Below are 15,443 nucleotides of genomic sequence, written 5' to 3' on the forward strand. Positions count from 1 at the left end.
GGAAGTACGGGCGGCGGAGCCAATCGGGAGAACCTGCTTTGAGTCGTGAAACTGACAGTTCGTCCTCCGGGCCCCAGGGGCGCGGCGGAGCCGCGTACCCGTCGGGTACGCCGCCGTACGGATCGCGCCAGTATCCGGCGCCGCACCCCTCGCAGGACGCCCCGGAGCCGGCCCCGGAACCCGCGGAACCGCCGCGGCCCGAGGAGCCGAGGACCGAGACGACGCTGACGACGCGGATTCGGATCAACATCCCGGGCTCGCGTCCCATCCCACCGGTCGTGATGCGGACGCCGATGAGCGACATCGACGCCGCGGACCGGCGGGGCGGGGCCGAACGTACGGGCGGCGTCCCGCGTCCGGCGGGCCCCGGCCGTGACGGGAGTACGGGCCCGGCGGGTCCGGGCGCCCCGGCGGTCGCGGACGGTACGGGTCCGAACGGGTCCGTACCGAGCGCCAGGGACGGCGGCTCGGCCGATGACACGGCCGGCGAGAGGCCCGCCAGGGACAAGCCGACCGGCGACTGGTTCGCCCCGCGCAAGGCACCGGCGGGCACCTCGGCCGGCGACGGCACCGGTCCGGGTGGTGGCGCGGGTGTGAACGGTGCCGGTGGTAGCGCGTCCGCGAACGGCGCGGGTGCGGGTACTTCGGCGAACGGTGCCGGCCGTGGTGGCGCGCCCGCCGCGCCCCGCGCCGATCTGCCCTACTTCTCGGACGGGCCTGGGAACGCTGCGGCCGGGAACGGTGCGGCCGGTTCCGCCGCCCCGCGCAGCGCGTTCGACGAGTTCGACTCCCCGACGGGGACCGCGGGCCGTCCCGTGCCGGACTCCGGGGCCCGTCCCCAGGGCCCGAGCGGCCCCACCACGGGCCCGGTGACCGGCGCGTCGCCCCTCACCCCGAACATCGACGCCGCCCAGGCCCGTTTCGGCCGGGACGCGAACGGTCACGGTGGCGGGTCGGGCCCGGACACCTTCGGCGGCCCCGGCGGTCCGCGAGGCCAGGGGCAGCCCGGTCGGAACGGACGGCCAGGTCCCGGGCAGCGGGGCGGTCAGGCGGGTCCGGGCACCCAGGGTGCTCCGGGCGGTCCCGGCGGCCAGGCAGGCCCCGGAGGTCCGGGAGGCCCCGGGGGTCCGGGAGGTCAGGCGCGTCCCGGTGGACCGGGTGGTCCGGGCGGGCCGGGTGCTCCCGGCGGCCGCCCCGGTCCCCAGGGCCGGCCGGACGGCGGCGACCCCGGCCCCCGCACGGGTCCCGACCCGTTGACCGGCCCCAACCCGCTGTCCGGTCCCGGCCCGTTGGCGGGTCCGGGCGCTCCGGGCGGCCCCAATCCCCTCAGCGCCCCCGGCGCGATGAACGGCGGCCCCGGCGGCCACCCCGGCCCCGGTCACGCCGGGCCCGAGGTGCATGCCCACGCCTCCGGTCCCTTCGCCCCCGGCGCCCCCCGGATGTCCGACGACACCGCCGTACTCACCCCGCAGTTCGCGGGGTCCGGTCCCGGTCCCGGCGGCCCCGGCGGTCAGCTGTCCGGTGACACCCTCCACGGCGGTGTCCCCGTCGTCCCGTCCGACCCCTCCGCGCCGTACCCGGACGCTCCCGGAGCCGGTCACCCGGACCGGCCCGGGGACGAGGGACCGGACCGGGCGACCGCACCGGCGCCCGCGGCTCCGGCGGCTCCCGCGAAGAAGAAGGGCCGCTCCAAGCTGGTCCTGCTCGCCGTCGCCGCCGTCACCCTGCTCGGGATCGCCTACGGGGCCGGGCTGTTGATGAACCACTCCGAGGTCCCCAAGGGCACCACCGTCCTCGGCGTCGACATCGGCGGCGGCACCAAGGAGCAGGCGGTCAACAAGCTCGACGCGGCCCTCGGCAAGCGGGCCGCCGCCCCGCTCCTGCTCGCCGTCGACGGCAAGCAGGCACAGCTCGTCCCCGACAAGGCCGGGCTGAGCCTGGACAGTCAGGCGACCGTGCGCGGCGCGGCCGGCAGCGACTACAACCCGGTCTCCGTGATCGGCTCCCTCTTCGGCGGCGAACGCGTCGCCGACCCGGTGATCCCGGTCGACGAGGAGAAACTGAGCGTCGCGCTCGCCGATCTGGCGGGCGTCTCCGGCTCCGCCAACGAGGGCACGATCCGGTTCGAGCCGGACAAGGCCGTCGCCGTGCCGGGCAAACCCGGCAGGACGCTGGACGTCGACCGGTCGATGCTCTCGGTCAAGGACGCGTACCGCACCCAGGTTCAGACCGGCCGCAAGTCCACCGTCCAGTTGCCGGTCGCCACCCGTGAACCCACCGTCACCCAGGCCGAACTGGACCGGGCGATGAAGGAGTTCGCGGAACCCGCCATGTCGGGCCTGATCACCGTCAAGGCCGGGACCAAGCAGATCCAGTTCGGTCCCGCCCGGTCGCTGCCGAAGATCCTCTCCATGAAGGCGATCGACGGGAAGCTGGTCGAGGTCTACGACAAGAAGGCGATCGACGAGCTCTGTGACGGTGTCTTCGACGGCGTCATGATCACCAAGGGTGACGGGAAGAAGCACCAGCTCAGCTCCGACGACGTGGCCCACGCGATGCAGAGCGCGCTGCTCGGCAAGACCCCCGCCGAGCGGACCGTCACGATCAAGCTCGAAGGCGAGTGACCGCGGCCGGCCGCTGATCACCGCGACCGGCCGTCCGCCCGCGCACCAGCCGCCCGCCCCTGTCCGTACCCCGGTCAGGGGCGGCGTCATGTCCGCCGCGTGACATCTGTCATCCCGGACGCACGACCCGCGACCCTGCCGCCGGACCAGCCTTTCCGGCCAGGCTGTACGCATGACGACAACAGCCGCCGCACCGACCGCCACGGAAGCCGCCGTGGTGAGTTTCGCGCAGGTCAGCAAGGCGTACGGAGACGTACGCGCCGTGACCGGCCTCACCCTCGATCTGCACCCCGGCGAGACCGTGGCCCTCCTCGGCCCGAACGGCGCCGGGAAGTCCTCCACCCTGGATCTGCTCCTCGGTCTGCGGACCCCGGACACCGGCTCGGTCCGGCTCTTCGGCACCACCCCGCAGGCCGCCATCGCCGCGGGCCGGGTCGGCGCCATGCTCCAGAGCGGCGGGCTGATGGAGAACGTCACCGTCCAGGAACTCGTCGGCCTGGTCTGCGCCATGCACCCCCGGCCGTACCCCAGGGACGAGGTGATGGCCCGCGCGGGCATCGACCGGATCGCCGGCCGCATGGTCGACAAGCTGTCCGGCGGCCAGGAACAACGCGTGCGGTTCGCGCTCGCCACCGCGGGGGCCAACGACCTGATCGTCCTCGACGAGCCGACCACCGGCATGGACGTCACCGCCCGCCAGGCGTTCTGGGCCACCATGCGCGAACAGGCCGAGCAGGGCCGTACGGTCCTCTTCGCCACCCACTACCTCGAAGAGGCCGACGCGATCGCCGACCGTGTCCTCGTCCTCCACAAGGGCCGCCTCCTCGCCGACGGAACCGCCGCCGAGATCAAGGCGAAGGCCGGAGCCCGCCACATCTCCTTCGCGCTGGACGGCCCGGTCGACGCGTCGGTCCTGCGCGCGCTGCCCTCTCTCTCCACCCTGGACATCGGCGGCGGCCGGGTCCGTATCCAGTCGCACGACGCCGACGCGACCGTCCACGCCCTCTACGGTCTCGGCCTCTACCCCCGCGAGATCGAGGTGTCCGGACTCGGCCTGGAACAGGCCTTCGTCGCCATCACCGAGGCCGAGGAGGCCAGGACCGCATGATCACCAACTCTTCGTGGGCGCTCACCAGGCTCGAAGTGACCCGCACCCTGCGGAACAAGAAGTTCATGTTCTTCTCGGTCGTCTACCCGTCGATGATCTACCTGCTGATCTCCGGCACCCAGAACACCACCGAACCGGTCGGGCGCACCGGTCTCTCGATCCAGGCGTTCTTCATGGTCTCCATGGCCTCCTTCGGCGCCCTGACCGCCGTCCTGATGGGCAACAGCGAACGCATCGCCAAGGAGCGCGAGAAGGGCTGGGTCCGCCAGCTCCGCCTCACCGCACTGCCCAGCCACGGGTACGTCCTGTCGAAGATCGCCGGCGCCGCCATCGTCACCCTGCCCTGCATCGTGGTCGTGTTCCTCGTCGCGGCGACCGTCAAGGGCGTGCGGTTCGACGCCTGGCAGTGGCTCGCCCTGACCGGGGTCATCTGGGCCGGCTCCCTCGTCTTCGCCGCGCTCGGCGTGGCCATCGGCTACGTCACCAGTGGTGACGCCGTCCGCCCCGTCACGATGATCATCTACTTCGGGCTGTCCATCCTGGGCGGTCTCTGGATGCCCACCGCGGCCTTCCCGCAGTGGCTCGGGAACATCTCCGAATGGCTGCCCACCCACGCGTACGCTGCTCTCGGCCAGGCCGTCGAGATGGGCGGTTCGCCGCACGCCAAGGACGTCGCGATCCTCTGCGGCTACTTCCTCCTCTTCGCGGGCGGAGCGGCCTGGCTCTACCGGAAGGACACCTTGAAGGCGTGAGCGACGACGCGAGGTACGTACCGATCGGGCGTCCGCCGGAAGACCGCCGGCAGTTCTTCGCCAAGCTGCTGTGGATCGGCATCTGGCTCGCGTTCATGGGCGCCCCCGTCCAGGACGTGTTCGACGGCGAGCACACCACCGAGGTCCGGGTGTGGGCCGGGCTCGGCCTGGTGACGTTCGTCGCCGCCTATCTGGTCCTGGTCTTCCGGCACACCTCCAAGGCGCTGACCCGCCCGCCGGTCGTCGGAGCGCTGGCGTTCCTCTGCGCCCTCGCCGTCGTTCTCTCCCTGACGCTCGGCACGCCGTGGCTGGTGCTGTTCGTGTACGTGTCGGTGGCGACGGGGGCGACCCTGCCCACCCGTACGGCCTCGGCGCTGATCCCCGCGATCACCGCGGTGATGGTGGGGATCGGCCTGACCGCCGAACACGCCCGCGAGATCATCACGGCGCTGGTCTTCCCCGCCCTCCTCGGCGGGTTCGCGCTGATCGGCGTACGGCAGATGGTCCGTACGACGATCGAGCTGCGCGAGGCCCGCGCGACCGTCGCCCAGCTCGCCGCCAACGAGGAACGGCTGCGGCTGGCCCGCGATCTGCACGACCTGCTGGGCCACTCCCTCTCGCTGATCACGCTCAAGAGCGAACTGGCGGGGCGGATGCTGCCGGACGACCCGGAGCGGGCGGCCCTCCAGGTCGCCGACATCGAACGGGTCGGCCGCCAGGCCCTGGTCGACGTGCGCGGCGCGGTGACCGGCTACCGCCGCCCCACCCTCCCGGGCGAACTGGCCGGGGCCCGTACGGCGTTCGCCGCTGCGGGCATCACCGCCGACATCCCGGCCGAGGCCCCGGAGGACATCCCGGAGAAGCAGGAGGAGGTCCTCGCCTGGGGGCTGCGGGAAGCCGTCACCAACGTCGTACGGCACAGTGGCGCGCGGCGCTGCACGGTCACCCTCGCCCCGCGACACACCCTCGACGGGCCGGTCGCCGAACTCACCGTGGCCGACGACGGGCGTGGCGCGGTGGGCGCCGCGCCGGGCAACGGACTCACCGGCCTCACCGAACGCCTCGGCGCGGTCGGCGGCACGCTCACGACCGGGGCGGGCGGCGGGGGCCGGGGCTTCGTCCTCACCCTCCGCGTGCCGGCAGCGCCCGGCGAACCTCCGTCCGGGGCCTGAGGACCGTCCCGTGCCGGGCGGACACCGCCGGTCACGGCAGTACCATCCGTGGAATGAGCATGATCAGACTTCTCCTCGCCGAGGACCAGTCCATGGTGCGCGAGGCGCTGGCGGCACTGCTCGGCCTCGAACCCGACATCGAAGTGGTGGCCCAGGTCTCCCGTGGTGACGAGGTGCTGGACGCGGCCCGTGAGCACCGGGTCGACGTCGCGCTCCTCGACATCGAGATGCCGGGCATGACGGGCATCGAGGCCGCCGCCGCGCTCCACCGCGAGCTGCCCGGGGTGAAGGTCGTCGTCGTCACGACGTTCGGCCGCCCCGGCTATCTGCGCCGGGCCATGGAGTCGGGCGCGGACGCCTTCCTGGTCAAGGACGCCCCGGCGGCCCAACTCGCCGACGCGGTACGGCGGGTGCTCGCCGGGGAGCGTGTCATCGACCCCACCCTGGCGGCCGCCGCCCTCGCGGACGGGGCGAACCCGCTGACCGACCGCGAGAGCGAGGTGCTGCGGAGCGCGGCGGACGGCTCCACCAACGCGGAGATCGCGCGGTCGCTGCACCTCTCGCAGGGGACGGTACGCAACTACCTCTCGACGGCGATCCAGAAGATGGCCGCCCGCAACCGGGCGGAGGCGGTGCGGATCGCCCGCGAGAAGGGCTGGCTGTAGCGGGATGGGGACCGGGGAACACCGGGACGGGGAGCCGCCGGAGCAGACCCGGCCCCTCGTGTGCGGTCCGTCCGCCCCCTCCTCTCACACGGTGGCGCCCTCGTGCGCGGTGGTGGCCGGGGCGTCGGAGGCCCCCGCCGGGTCCGCGAACTCGTCGCCCTCGGGGCGCCCCTTCCTGGGCAGCAGGAAGGTGATGGCGAGGAAGGCCACCAGCAGACACGCCTGTGCGATCAGCGCGTGCCGGAACCCGGTCGCGAAGTCGCCGTCCTCGGCGCGGGCGAAGAACACCGAGCCGAAGACGGCCACCCCGATCGAGCCGCCGATGGACTGCACGGCGGACAGCACTCCGGAGGCCGAGCCGATCTCGTCGTCGTCGACGGCGGCGAGGATGAAGCTGAACAGCGCGGCGATGACCATGCCCGCACCGATTCCCGACACGGCCACACCGGGCGCGATGTCCCAGATCGAGAAGGACCGCGAGCCGTCCAGTTCGGACCAGAGCAGGGCCGCCCCCGCGAGCTGGACGAGCGGCCCGATCTGGAGCACCGCGCGGCCGATCCGGTCCGCGAGGAAGGCGCCGCTCACCGCACCGCCCACGGCGGTGCCCAGGGCCAGTGGCAGGTTGCCGAGCCCGGCCTCACCGGCCGTGAAGTGCCGGCCGATCTGGAGGTAGAGCGTCAGCACGAGCTGGGTGCCGACGAGCCCGCCGAAGAACAGCGCGATCCCGCCGAGTCCCACGGTGAACGCGGGCTTGCGCAGCAGGGCGGGGGTCACCAGCGGCTCACGCCCGGCCGCCGCCGTACGACGCTGCTGCGCGGCGAAGGCCGCGAACCCGAGGACCGACGCGGCCATGCACAGCCAGGTCCACAGCGGCCAGCCCGACTCCTGTCCCTGGTTGAGGGGCAGGACCAGCAGCGCGCAGGACGCCGCGACCAGGGCCGCGCCCACACCGTCGACGACCACCGTGCGGTCCCCTTGTTTCCTGGGGACGAACTTCGCGGCGACGATCAGCGCGGCGATGCCGATCGGCAGGTTGACCAGGAACACCAGCCGCCAGCCGAGCCCGAGGAGGTCGCCCTGGATCAGCCCGCCGCCCAGCACCGGGCCGATGATGCCGCCCAGCCCCAGGACGGGACCGAAGATCCCGAACACCTTGGTCAGCTCGGCGCCGGAGAAGTTCTCCCGCAGCAGTCCGAGCCCCTGGGGGAGCAGCATCGCCCCGGCGGTCCCCTGGAGCAGCCGGAAGGCGATCAGGGACTCGATGTTCGGGGCGAGGGCGCAGAGCAGGGAGGTGGCGGTGAACGAGCCGAGGCCGAGCAGGAACATCCGGCGCCGCCCGTAACGGTCGCCGAGCCGGCCGCCCAGGATCAGTCCGGCGCCCAGCGTGAGCGCGTACCCGCCGATCACCCACTGGAGCCCGACCGGGGTCGCCCCCAGCGACTTCTCCAGCGAGGGCCCGGCGACGTTGACGATCGACGCGTCGAGCAGATCCATGATCTCCGCGACGAGCATCACCACCAGGATCAGCCATCGCCATCGGTACGGGGGTCCGGCGGCCTGGTTCGTGCTCATCGTACTGTTACCTCAGTTCATTGGTTACCAATATTATTGGCGATATCGAGGGTATCCTTCGCTCCATGGATGTCAAACGGCCTGCCGACGCTTCCCCGGTGCCTTCGTCGGAGCCCTCCTCGGACCATCCGTCGGACCGGCCCGCGAGCCGGTCCGGGACGGAAGCCCCGGACGGTGCGGGTGCCATCCGGGACCGGCTCCGCAATCTGACGTGGCGTCAGCAACGGTTCGAGCGGTATCTGGGCCGGCAACTCCACGCCGACGCGGCCGGGCTGGCCGTGATGGACCACCTCGTCAACGTCGGGCCGACCACCCCCACCGACCTCGCCCGCAGGCTGGACGCCTCGACCGCCGCGACGACCCTGGTGATCGACCGGCTGGTGGCCGGGGGACACGCGTACCGGCAGCCGCACCCCACCGACCGCCGCAAGGTGATCGTCACCCCCGCCGACACCTGGGAATCGGCCGCCCACCAGCACGTGGCCCCTCTCATCGACGGCATCGCCGAGGCCGCCGACGCCCTGACGCCGCGGGAGCAGGCCACCGTGGCGGCTTTCCTGGGGCGGGTCGTCGACGCCTACGACCGGGCGACGCCGCCCTGAGACGGCAGGCGGCGCGGGAACCGGCCTCACCACGTGACGGGCCGGTGGCGGGGACGGCGGGCAGGCGATCGCGCCGTTCCCGTGGCGTCGTGCCGTCACGGGACTCCCGTTCCGGCGCGATGTGCGGCACCCTTGGCTGCCGCCCACCACCGCGCCCGCAGGGAGTCAGTACACCGTTGTCCAGCAGTGAGATCGCATACGAGCAGGACCATCTCGACACGCTTCAGGCCCGCGCGGAAGCCCTGCGCGAGGACGCACACCACCAACTGGCCGCCGTCCTGCGGGAGACCGGCGGCACCCGGCAGGGCCGACTGGAACGCGAGGCGGCGGCCACCCGCTACGCCGCCCAGGTGGCCAGGTACGACGCCGCGCGCAACGGCCTCTGCTTCGGGCGGCTCGACCTGCGTACCGGCGACCGGTACTACATCGGACGCGTCGGGCTGCCCGCCGAGTCCCCCGACGACGACCCGCTGCTGCTGGACTGGCGGGCCCCCGCCGCCCGCCCGTTCTACGTGGCCACACCGGCCGCCCCGCACGGCGTCCGCAGGCGGCGTCACATCGCCACCCGCGGCGACCGGGTCGTCCGGATCGACGACGAACTGCTGGACGCGGACGGCGTCCCGGCCGCCGAACTCACCGGCGAGGCCGCCCTGCTCGCCTCGCTGGGCGCCGGGCGCACCGGCAGGATGCACGACATCGTCGCCACCCTCCAGGCCGAGCAGGACGCCGTCATCCGCGCCGACCACCGCGGGGTGCTCGTCGTGCAGGGCGGTCCCGGCACCGGGAAGACCGCGGTCGCGCTGCACCGCGCCGCCTACCTCCTCTACACCCACCAGCGGCTGACGGCGCGCGGTGTCCTGGTGGTCGGCCCCAACCCGACCTTCATCGGGTACATCGGGCAGGTGCTGCCCGGTCTCGGCGAGAACAGCGTGCTGCTGTCCACCGTCGGCGAGCTGTACCCGGGCGTCACCGCCGACCGCGCCGAACCGCCCGAGACCGCCGAACTCAAGGGCCGGACCGCGATGGCCGACGTGATCGCGGCGGCGGTACGCGCCCGACAGGTACCGAGCGGCCGGGGCATCGAGGTCGAGTTCGACGGCGGCACGGTCCGGCTCGACCACGACACGTGCGTGCGTGCCGCCGACACCGCGCGGGCGACCCGGCTGCCGCACAACCAGGCCGCGCCCGTCTTCCGGCGCGAGATCGTCACCGAACTCGCCCGGCGGTCCGTCGCCGCGACCCGCGACCTCGCCGACCGGCTGGAGCGGGAGATCGCCCAGGTGCTGGCCGACGCGGACCTCGACCGGGCCGTACGGGCCGACCTCGACGCGCTCCCGGGGCTGCTCGGCGACGACGACTCGGCGGCCGGACGGGACCGCACCGACGCGCAGGACGTCGCCGACGCGCGGCGACTGCTCACCGCCGACGCCGACGTACGGGCCGCGCTCGACGAGCTGTGGCCGCCGCTCACCGCCCCCCGGCTGCTCGCCGACCTGTACGCGCGCCCGGACCTCCTGGCCGCGTCGGCGCCCGGACTCACCCCGCGTGAGCGGGACCTGCTGCACCGGACCGGCGACGGATGGACCGCGGCCGATGTCCCGCTGCTCGACGAGGCCGCCGAACTCCTCGGCCGTGACACCCGGGCCGAGGAGGCCGCCGCCGCGGCGGAGCGGGCCGAGAACGTCGCGTACGCGCAGGGCGTCCTGGACCTCGCCACCGGGGACGAGGACGGAGAGGACGACGAGGGTCGCCTGGTCGCGATGGTGGACGCGGGCACGCTCGCCGACCGGCACGAGGAACGCACCGCCCTGACGGTCGCCGAACGGGCCTTCGCCGACCGGAGCTGGGTCTTCGGGCACATCATCGTCGACGAGGCACAGGAGCTGTCCCAGATGGCGTGGCGGCTGCTGATGCGGCGCTGCCCGACCCGCTCGATGACCCTGGTCGGCGATGTCGCGCAGACCGGTGACGCGGCGGGTGCCACGTCGTGGGCGTCCGCGCTCGGACCGCACGTCGGCGACCGGTGGCGGCAGGTGACGCTCAGCGTCAACTACCGCACGCCCGCCGAGATCATGGCGGCCACCACCGATCTGCTCGCCGCGCTCGGGCCCGGCCTGGAACCGCCGCGGTCCGTACGGGAGACGGGCGTCGCACCCTGGCGGCTGCGCACCGACGACGAGGCCCGCGCCCTCGCGGAGGCGACCGCGAAGGAGGCGGCGTCGCTCGACGAGGGACGGCTCGCGGTGATCGTCCCCGACGGCCGCCTGGCCGAACTGGGCGCGGCTGTCGCCGAAGCCGTCCCGGGGGCCGTGTACGGGGCCGAGCCCGACCTGGAGCGGCGGGTCGTGGTCCTGGGCGTACGCCAGACGAAGGGGCTGGAGTTCGACTCGGTGCTGGTCGCGGACCCGGCCGGCATCATCGACGGCTCGGCACGCGGCCTCAACGACCTGTACGTGGCCCTGACCCGCGCGACCCGGCGCCTGGGCATCGTCCACCGGGGCCCGGCCCCCGCCGTACTGGAGCGCGCGGTCGCCGGGACCGGGTGATCCCTGGTCCGTGGCGCGTCGGCTGGGGCGGGCGGGGGTGGCTCGCGGGTGGTGGTGGACCGGGGAACGTGCGGTCGCCGGGGCGGGGCGACTTCCGGTCCGTGGCGCGTCAGTTGGTGCGGGCGGGGGTGGCTCGCGTGTGGTGGTGGATCGGGGAACGTGGGGTCGCCGGGGCCGGGTGTCCTTCGGTTCGTGGCGCGTCAGTTGGGGTGGGCCAGGGTGTCCGTGTGTGGTGGTGGACCGGGGAACGTGCGGTCGCCGGGACGGGGCGGCTTCCGGTCCGGCGCGTCAGTTGAGGCGGGCGCGGGCGGCCCGCGCGTGGTGGCGGATCACCTCCGCGGCCGTCGGCTCGACCGGTTCCACGACCTCCGCGTACCGCTCCATCTCCGCCGCGCCCCGCAGGAAGTCGCCCTGCGCCACGAGGAGCTGGGCCCGCTCGTACCGCAGCCGCGCGGGATGCGCGGGCAGCAGCAGCGACAGCTCCACGGCCCACAGCGCCACGTCCGTCCGCTCGGGGTGGGCCGCCGCCCAGGCCCGTACGTTGTTCAGGACGCGCAGCACGACCTCCAGCGGTCGCGCGGGCGCCGGCAGCGACCGGGTCACCGCCTCACCGGTCGCGCCCGCCACCAGCAGCTCCGCGTCCTCCTCGGACAGCGGCCTGCCGCTGTGAAACGGATCGGCCAGCACCCGGTCCGCCGGATCACCGAAACCGACCACGAAATGGCCGGGCAGCCCCACGCCGTACACCCGTGCCCCGGCTCGCCGGGCGACCTCGATCCAGACCACCGACAGCAGGATCGGCAGTCCCCGCCGACGCCGCAGCACCCGGTGCAGCAGCGACGAGTCCAGCCGGCGGTAGTCCTCGGCCGAGCCTTCGAAACCGCAGCGTTCACCCAGCAGCTCGGCCAGGGCCGTCGCCCAGGCGCGGGCGGCCCGCGCCCCGGGGGCGGTCCCGCGCGGCGCGTACGGCAGCAGCCCCGCCAGCCGGTCCAGCTCGATCTGCGCGGCGTCGATGCCGTCCTGACCGAGCGTGGGATCGGCCACCGCGCCCATCAGCAGACAGAGCAGCGCGAGGTCGGGCTGGTCGGACCGCGCCTCCTCGGCGAACCGCGCGAGGAAGCCGTCCCGGCCGTCCCCGGCCCGGCTGCCGCCTCCGGCCCCCCTCCCGGTCCCGCCCCGGCCGCCCCCGCCCCGGCCGCCCCCGCCCCGGCTGCCGCCTCCGGCCCCCGTCCCGCTCCCGCTTCCCGTCCCGCTCCCGCTTCCCGTCCCGGCGCCGTCTCCGTCCCGGTCACCGTTTCCGTACCCACCTCCGGCGCCGCCTCCGCTCCCGGTTGCCCCGGCGCCGCCTCCGCTCCCGCCCCCGGCCGTCACGGGCGGAAGTGGTGGTAGTGGTGGTGGACCGTGAAGTCCATGCCCGTGTACAGGGCGCGCGCGCCCGCGTTGTCCGCCTCCACCTGGAGCCAGGCCGCCGAGGCGCCCTCGTCCAGGGCCCGGCGGGCCAGCGCGGTCATCACCGTGGTGGCCAGCCCACGGCGCCGGTGCGTGGGAGCCACCTCGACGGCCATGAACCCGGCCCAGCGCCCGTCCACCACACACCGGCCGATCGCCGCGGGCGGCTCGTCCGGGCGCTCGCCCGGCACGGACGCGAACCACACCGAGGGGCCACCGGCCAGCACTTCCAGCACCTGCGGTCCAGGCGGACCGGACGCCCCCGAGGAGGTGAGGCGCTGGTACCGCGACAGCCACCCCGCGTCGGCCTCCCGGCTCAGCCGCACCCCGGACACCTCCGCCGCCAGATCACCGATCGGCGCCAGCGCGGCGATCCGCAGCTCCGCCGACACCTCGCGCCGCCAGCCGCGCCGCTCCAGCTCCGCGCACAGCCGCTCCTGGGCGCCCTCGGCCCCGGTGGTGGCCTGGATGTACGGGGGCAGCCCCCGGTCCGCGTACCACCGCCGCACCCGCGTCAGCGCGTCGTCCAGCGGCGTACCCGGATCGCCGAGCGGCAGGACCGAGTTGGCCCGCCGGGTGAACCCTCCGGCGGCGCGCAGCAGCCAGTCGCCCAGCGGCTCGCTCTCCACGGGCGGCCAGGCGCGGGCGGAGACCCGGGCGAGCTCCGGGAAGGAGGCGGCGGGGCCACGGCGCCTGGCCGGCGCGGCCGGGACCACTTTCCCCGCCACGAGCGCGGATTCCCCGATCCGGACCGCCACTCCGCTCCTGGGTGTGATGGAGAGCACACCATGATCCCACGATGTGAGAACGCCGACCGTGTCGGTGAATTGCGCGGACGCTCCGTCAGTGTTCGAGCGGCGCCGGACTGATACCCGTTTGCCCACGTCAGCAGGTGTAATTCGGACCTCAAGCCGTCCGCCGATGGTGAATTCCACAGCTCTGTCCGCCCCTCCTGTTCGGTTCATGCCCGGGAACGGAGATACTAGGGGCGGGCATCGACGACGCCGCGCTCCCGCGCGAGAGCCAACGCCCTACCGAGGAGGAACGACAGCGTGACCTACGTCATCGCGCAGCCTTGTGTCGACGTAAAGGACAAGGCCTGCATCGAAGAGTGCCCCGTCGACTGCATCTATGAGGGCCAGCGGTCCTTGTACATCCACCCGGACGAGTGCGTCGACTGTGGAGCCTGCGAACCGGTCTGCCCGGTCGAGGCGATCTTCTACGAGGACGACACCCCGGAGGAGTGGAAGGACTACTACAAGGCGAACGTCGAGTTCTTCGACGACCTCGGCTCGCCCGGTGGTGCCTCCAAGCTGGGTCTCATCGAGCGCGACCACCCGTTCGTCGCCGCACTGCCGCCGCAGAACCAGTAGGTAGCGGTCGGCACGTGCGCCGCCCGGTCCCGTACGGCTCGTCCCCGTGCGGGACCGAGTCGTTTCCCGGCGCGCGCGTCATCGTGGCGCCGGACGGCCCTGCCCTGAACGAAAGAGTGAAATCCGTGTCCGCAGCAGTCTCCTCCCGCCTCCCGGTCTTTCCCTGGGACCGGCTCACGTCGTACAAGTCGACGGCCTCCGCCCACCCGGGCGGCATCGTGGACCTGTCCGTCGGTACGCCCGTCGACCCGGTGCCCGAGCTGATCCGGCGGGCGCTCGTCGCCGCGGCGGACAGCCCCGGCTATCCGGCGGTCTGGGGCACCGCCGAGCTGCGGAACGCCCTCACCGGCTGGGTGGAGCGGCGCCTGGGCGCGGTCGCGGTGGCGCACGAGAACGTCCTGCCGGTCGTCGGCTCCAAGGAGCTGGTGGCCTGGCTGCCGACCCAGCTCGGCCTCGGCGCGGGCGACCGGGTGGCGTACCCCCGGCTCGCGTACCCGACGTACGAGGTCGGCGCGCGGCTCTGCGGCGCCGAGCCGGTGGCGTACGACGATCCGACCGATCTCGACCCGGCCGGGCTGAAGCTGCTCTGGCTCAACTCGCCGTCCAACCCGACCGGCCGGGTCCTGCCCAGGGACGAGCTGATCCGGGTGGTCGCCTGGGCACGCGAGCACGGGGTGCTGGTCTTCAGCGACGAGTGCTACCTGGAGCTGGGCTGGGACGCCGAACCGGTCTCCGTGCTGCACCCGGACGTCTGCGGGGGTACGTACGAGGGCGTCGTCGCCGTCCACTCGCTGTCCAAGCGCTCAAACCTCGCCGGGTACCGCGCGGCGTTCATCGCGGGCGACGCGGCCGTGCTCGCCGAGCTGCTGCTGATCCGCAAGCACGGCGGGATGATCACACCCGCGCCGGTCCAGGCGGCCACGGTCGTGGCGCTCGGTGACGACACGCACGTGGCGGAGCAGCGGGCCCGGTACGCGGCCCGGCGGACGGCCCTGCGCGCGGCGCTGGAGGCCCATGGCTTCCGGATCGAGCACAGCGAGGCCGGTCTGTACCTGTGGGCGACGCGCGACGAACCGTGCTGGGACTCCGTGGCCCATCTGGCCGGGCTCGGAATCCTGGTGGCGCCGGGCGACTTCTACGGACCGGCCGGTGACCGGTTCGTGCGGGTGGCCGTCACGGCGACGGACGAACGGGTGGCGGCGGCGGTCGAGCGGCTTTCCTGAGGGGGCGGGGCGGCCGGGCATTCCCGGCGGAGGCGGAACGGCCGGTCGGTGGGCGGTCGCGGGGTGAGCCGGTGCGGGGACGGCGCGGGGGCGGTGCGGGCCGGTCGGGGACTGCGGGAACGGTGGTGCGCGTCACGCGTCACGCCGTCCTCACGGCGGACACGCGCCCGCCGCTCGCGAGTGGGCGGCCTCGTCGACCACGTGACGCGGTCCCCGTCACGTCGGCACGCCGTCCCCGTCACGCCGGCCACGCGCGGCCGTACGGCGGACATACGCGGACATGCGGGAGGGGCCCCGGGGTGCACCCCGGGGCCCCTCCCGGCCTTCCCACGGCCACGCGCGCCGGCCCGTCGTCGA

12 protein-coding genes are annotated in these 15,443 nt (G+C 74.0%); 9 read left to right on the forward strand and 3 right to left on the reverse strand.

Annotated features, from left to right (window positions below):
• Window positions 1-293 precede the first annotated feature (293 nt).
• From PZB75_RS21375 to PZB75_RS21395, 5 genes are all read left to right on the forward strand, one after another.
• Window positions 294-2,624 (forward strand): hypothetical protein, encoded by a 2,331-nt coding sequence (locus PZB75_RS21375; protein WP_275536904.1) that lies wholly within the window; start codon window positions 294-296, stop codon window positions 2,622-2,624.
• A 172-nt stretch (window positions 2,625-2,796) separates the two neighbouring features.
• The gene (locus tag PZB75_RS21380; RefSeq protein ID WP_275536905.1) at window positions 2,797-3,732 is read left to right on the forward strand and encodes an ABC transporter ATP-binding protein; all 936 of its coding nucleotides are present in this window, start codon (window positions 2,797-2,799) and stop codon (window positions 3,730-3,732) included.
• Window positions 3,729-4,484 carry an ABC transporter permease gene (locus tag PZB75_RS21385; RefSeq protein WP_275536906.1) on the forward strand — a complete coding sequence of 252 codons (756 nt, stop codon included), beginning with the start codon at window positions 3,729-3,731 and terminating at the stop codon, window positions 4,482-4,484. The genes PZB75_RS21380 and PZB75_RS21385 overlap by 4 nt, the downstream gene beginning before the upstream one ends.
• Window positions 4,481-5,656 (forward strand): histidine kinase, encoded by a 1,176-nt coding sequence (locus PZB75_RS21390; protein WP_275536907.1) that lies wholly within the window; start codon window positions 4,481-4,483, stop codon window positions 5,654-5,656. The genes PZB75_RS21385 and PZB75_RS21390 overlap by 4 nt, the downstream gene beginning before the upstream one ends.
• Before the next feature lie 53 nt (window positions 5,657-5,709).
• Window positions 5,710-6,321, forward strand: coding sequence for a response regulator transcription factor (locus tag PZB75_RS21395; protein WP_275536908.1), 612 nt, complete (start codon window positions 5,710-5,712; stop codon window positions 6,319-6,321).
• An 84-nt stretch (window positions 6,322-6,405) separates the two neighbouring features.
• Here PZB75_RS21395 and PZB75_RS21400 read toward each other — a convergent pair whose 3' ends face one another.
• On the reverse strand, window positions 6,406-7,893 hold the full coding sequence (locus tag PZB75_RS21400; protein ID WP_275536909.1) for an MFS transporter: 1,488 nt from the start codon (window positions 7,891-7,893) through the stop codon (window positions 6,406-6,408).
• A gap of 98 nt (window positions 7,894-7,991) precedes the next feature.
• Here PZB75_RS21400 and PZB75_RS21405 point away from each other — a divergent pair, with 98 nt between their 5' ends.
• A complete protein-coding gene (locus PZB75_RS21405; RefSeq protein WP_275536910.1) occupies window positions 7,992-8,495 on the forward strand; it encodes a MarR family transcriptional regulator in 504 nt (167 codons plus the stop codon).
• A 176-nt stretch (window positions 8,496-8,671) separates the two neighbouring features.
• On the forward strand, window positions 8,672-11,041 hold the full coding sequence (locus PZB75_RS21410; protein ID WP_275536911.1) for a helicase: 2,370 nt from the start codon (window positions 8,672-8,674) through the stop codon (window positions 11,039-11,041).
• Between the two features lie 288 nt (window positions 11,042-11,329).
• On the opposite strand, the gene PZB75_RS21415 is transcribed toward PZB75_RS21410, so the two are convergent.
• Entirely contained in the window at window positions 11,330-12,412 is a 1,083-nt protein-coding gene (locus PZB75_RS21415; protein ID WP_275536912.1) for a tetratricopeptide repeat protein, read from the reverse strand.
• Complete coding sequence (locus PZB75_RS21420) at window positions 12,409-13,425, reverse strand: GNAT family N-acetyltransferase (RefSeq protein ID WP_275536913.1); 1,017 nt, start codon at window positions 13,423-13,425, stop codon at window positions 12,409-12,411. Before PZB75_RS21420 ends, PZB75_RS21415 begins: the two co-directional genes overlap by 4 nt.
• 117 nt (window positions 13,426-13,542) lie before the next feature.
• On the opposite strand from PZB75_RS21420, the gene fdxA reads away from it, so the two are divergent.
• Window positions 13,543-13,863 (forward strand): ferredoxin, encoded by a 321-nt coding sequence (gene fdxA, locus PZB75_RS21425; RefSeq protein WP_014048159.1) that lies wholly within the window; start codon window positions 13,543-13,545, stop codon window positions 13,861-13,863.
• A 116-nt stretch (window positions 13,864-13,979) separates the two neighbouring features.
• Window positions 13,980-15,086 carry a succinyldiaminopimelate transaminase gene (dapC, locus tag PZB75_RS21430; RefSeq protein WP_275536914.1) on the forward strand — a complete coding sequence of 369 codons (1,107 nt, stop codon included), beginning with the start codon at window positions 13,980-13,982 and terminating at the stop codon, window positions 15,084-15,086.
• The last annotated feature ends 357 nt before the right edge of the window (window positions 15,087-15,443 follow it).

The sequence above is a fragment of the Streptomyces sp. AM 4-1-1 genome (assembly GCF_029167625.1).
Classification (GTDB): Bacteria; Actinomycetota; Actinomycetes; order Streptomycetales; family Streptomycetaceae; genus Streptomyces.

What these genes read in the sequence shown, in the direction of transcription:
- PZB75_RS21395 (WP_275536908.1), top strand. Translation starts at nt 5,710, where the DNA reads ATGAGCATGATCAGACTTCTCCTCGCCGAGGACCAGTCCATGGTGCGC.
- PZB75_RS21400 (WP_275536909.1), bottom strand. Translation starts at nt 7,893, where the DNA reads ATGAGCACGAACCAGGCCGCCGGACCCCCGTACCGATGGCGATGGCTG.
- PZB75_RS21375 (WP_275536904.1), top strand. Translation starts at nt 294, where the DNA reads ATGAGCGACATCGACGCCGCGGACCGGCGGGGCGGGGCCGAACGTACG.
- PZB75_RS21380 (WP_275536905.1), top strand. Translation starts at nt 2,797, where the DNA reads ATGACGACAACAGCCGCCGCACCGACCGCCACGGAAGCCGCCGTGGTG.
- PZB75_RS21385 (WP_275536906.1), top strand. Translation starts at nt 3,729, where the DNA reads ATGATCACCAACTCTTCGTGGGCGCTCACCAGGCTCGAAGTGACCCGC.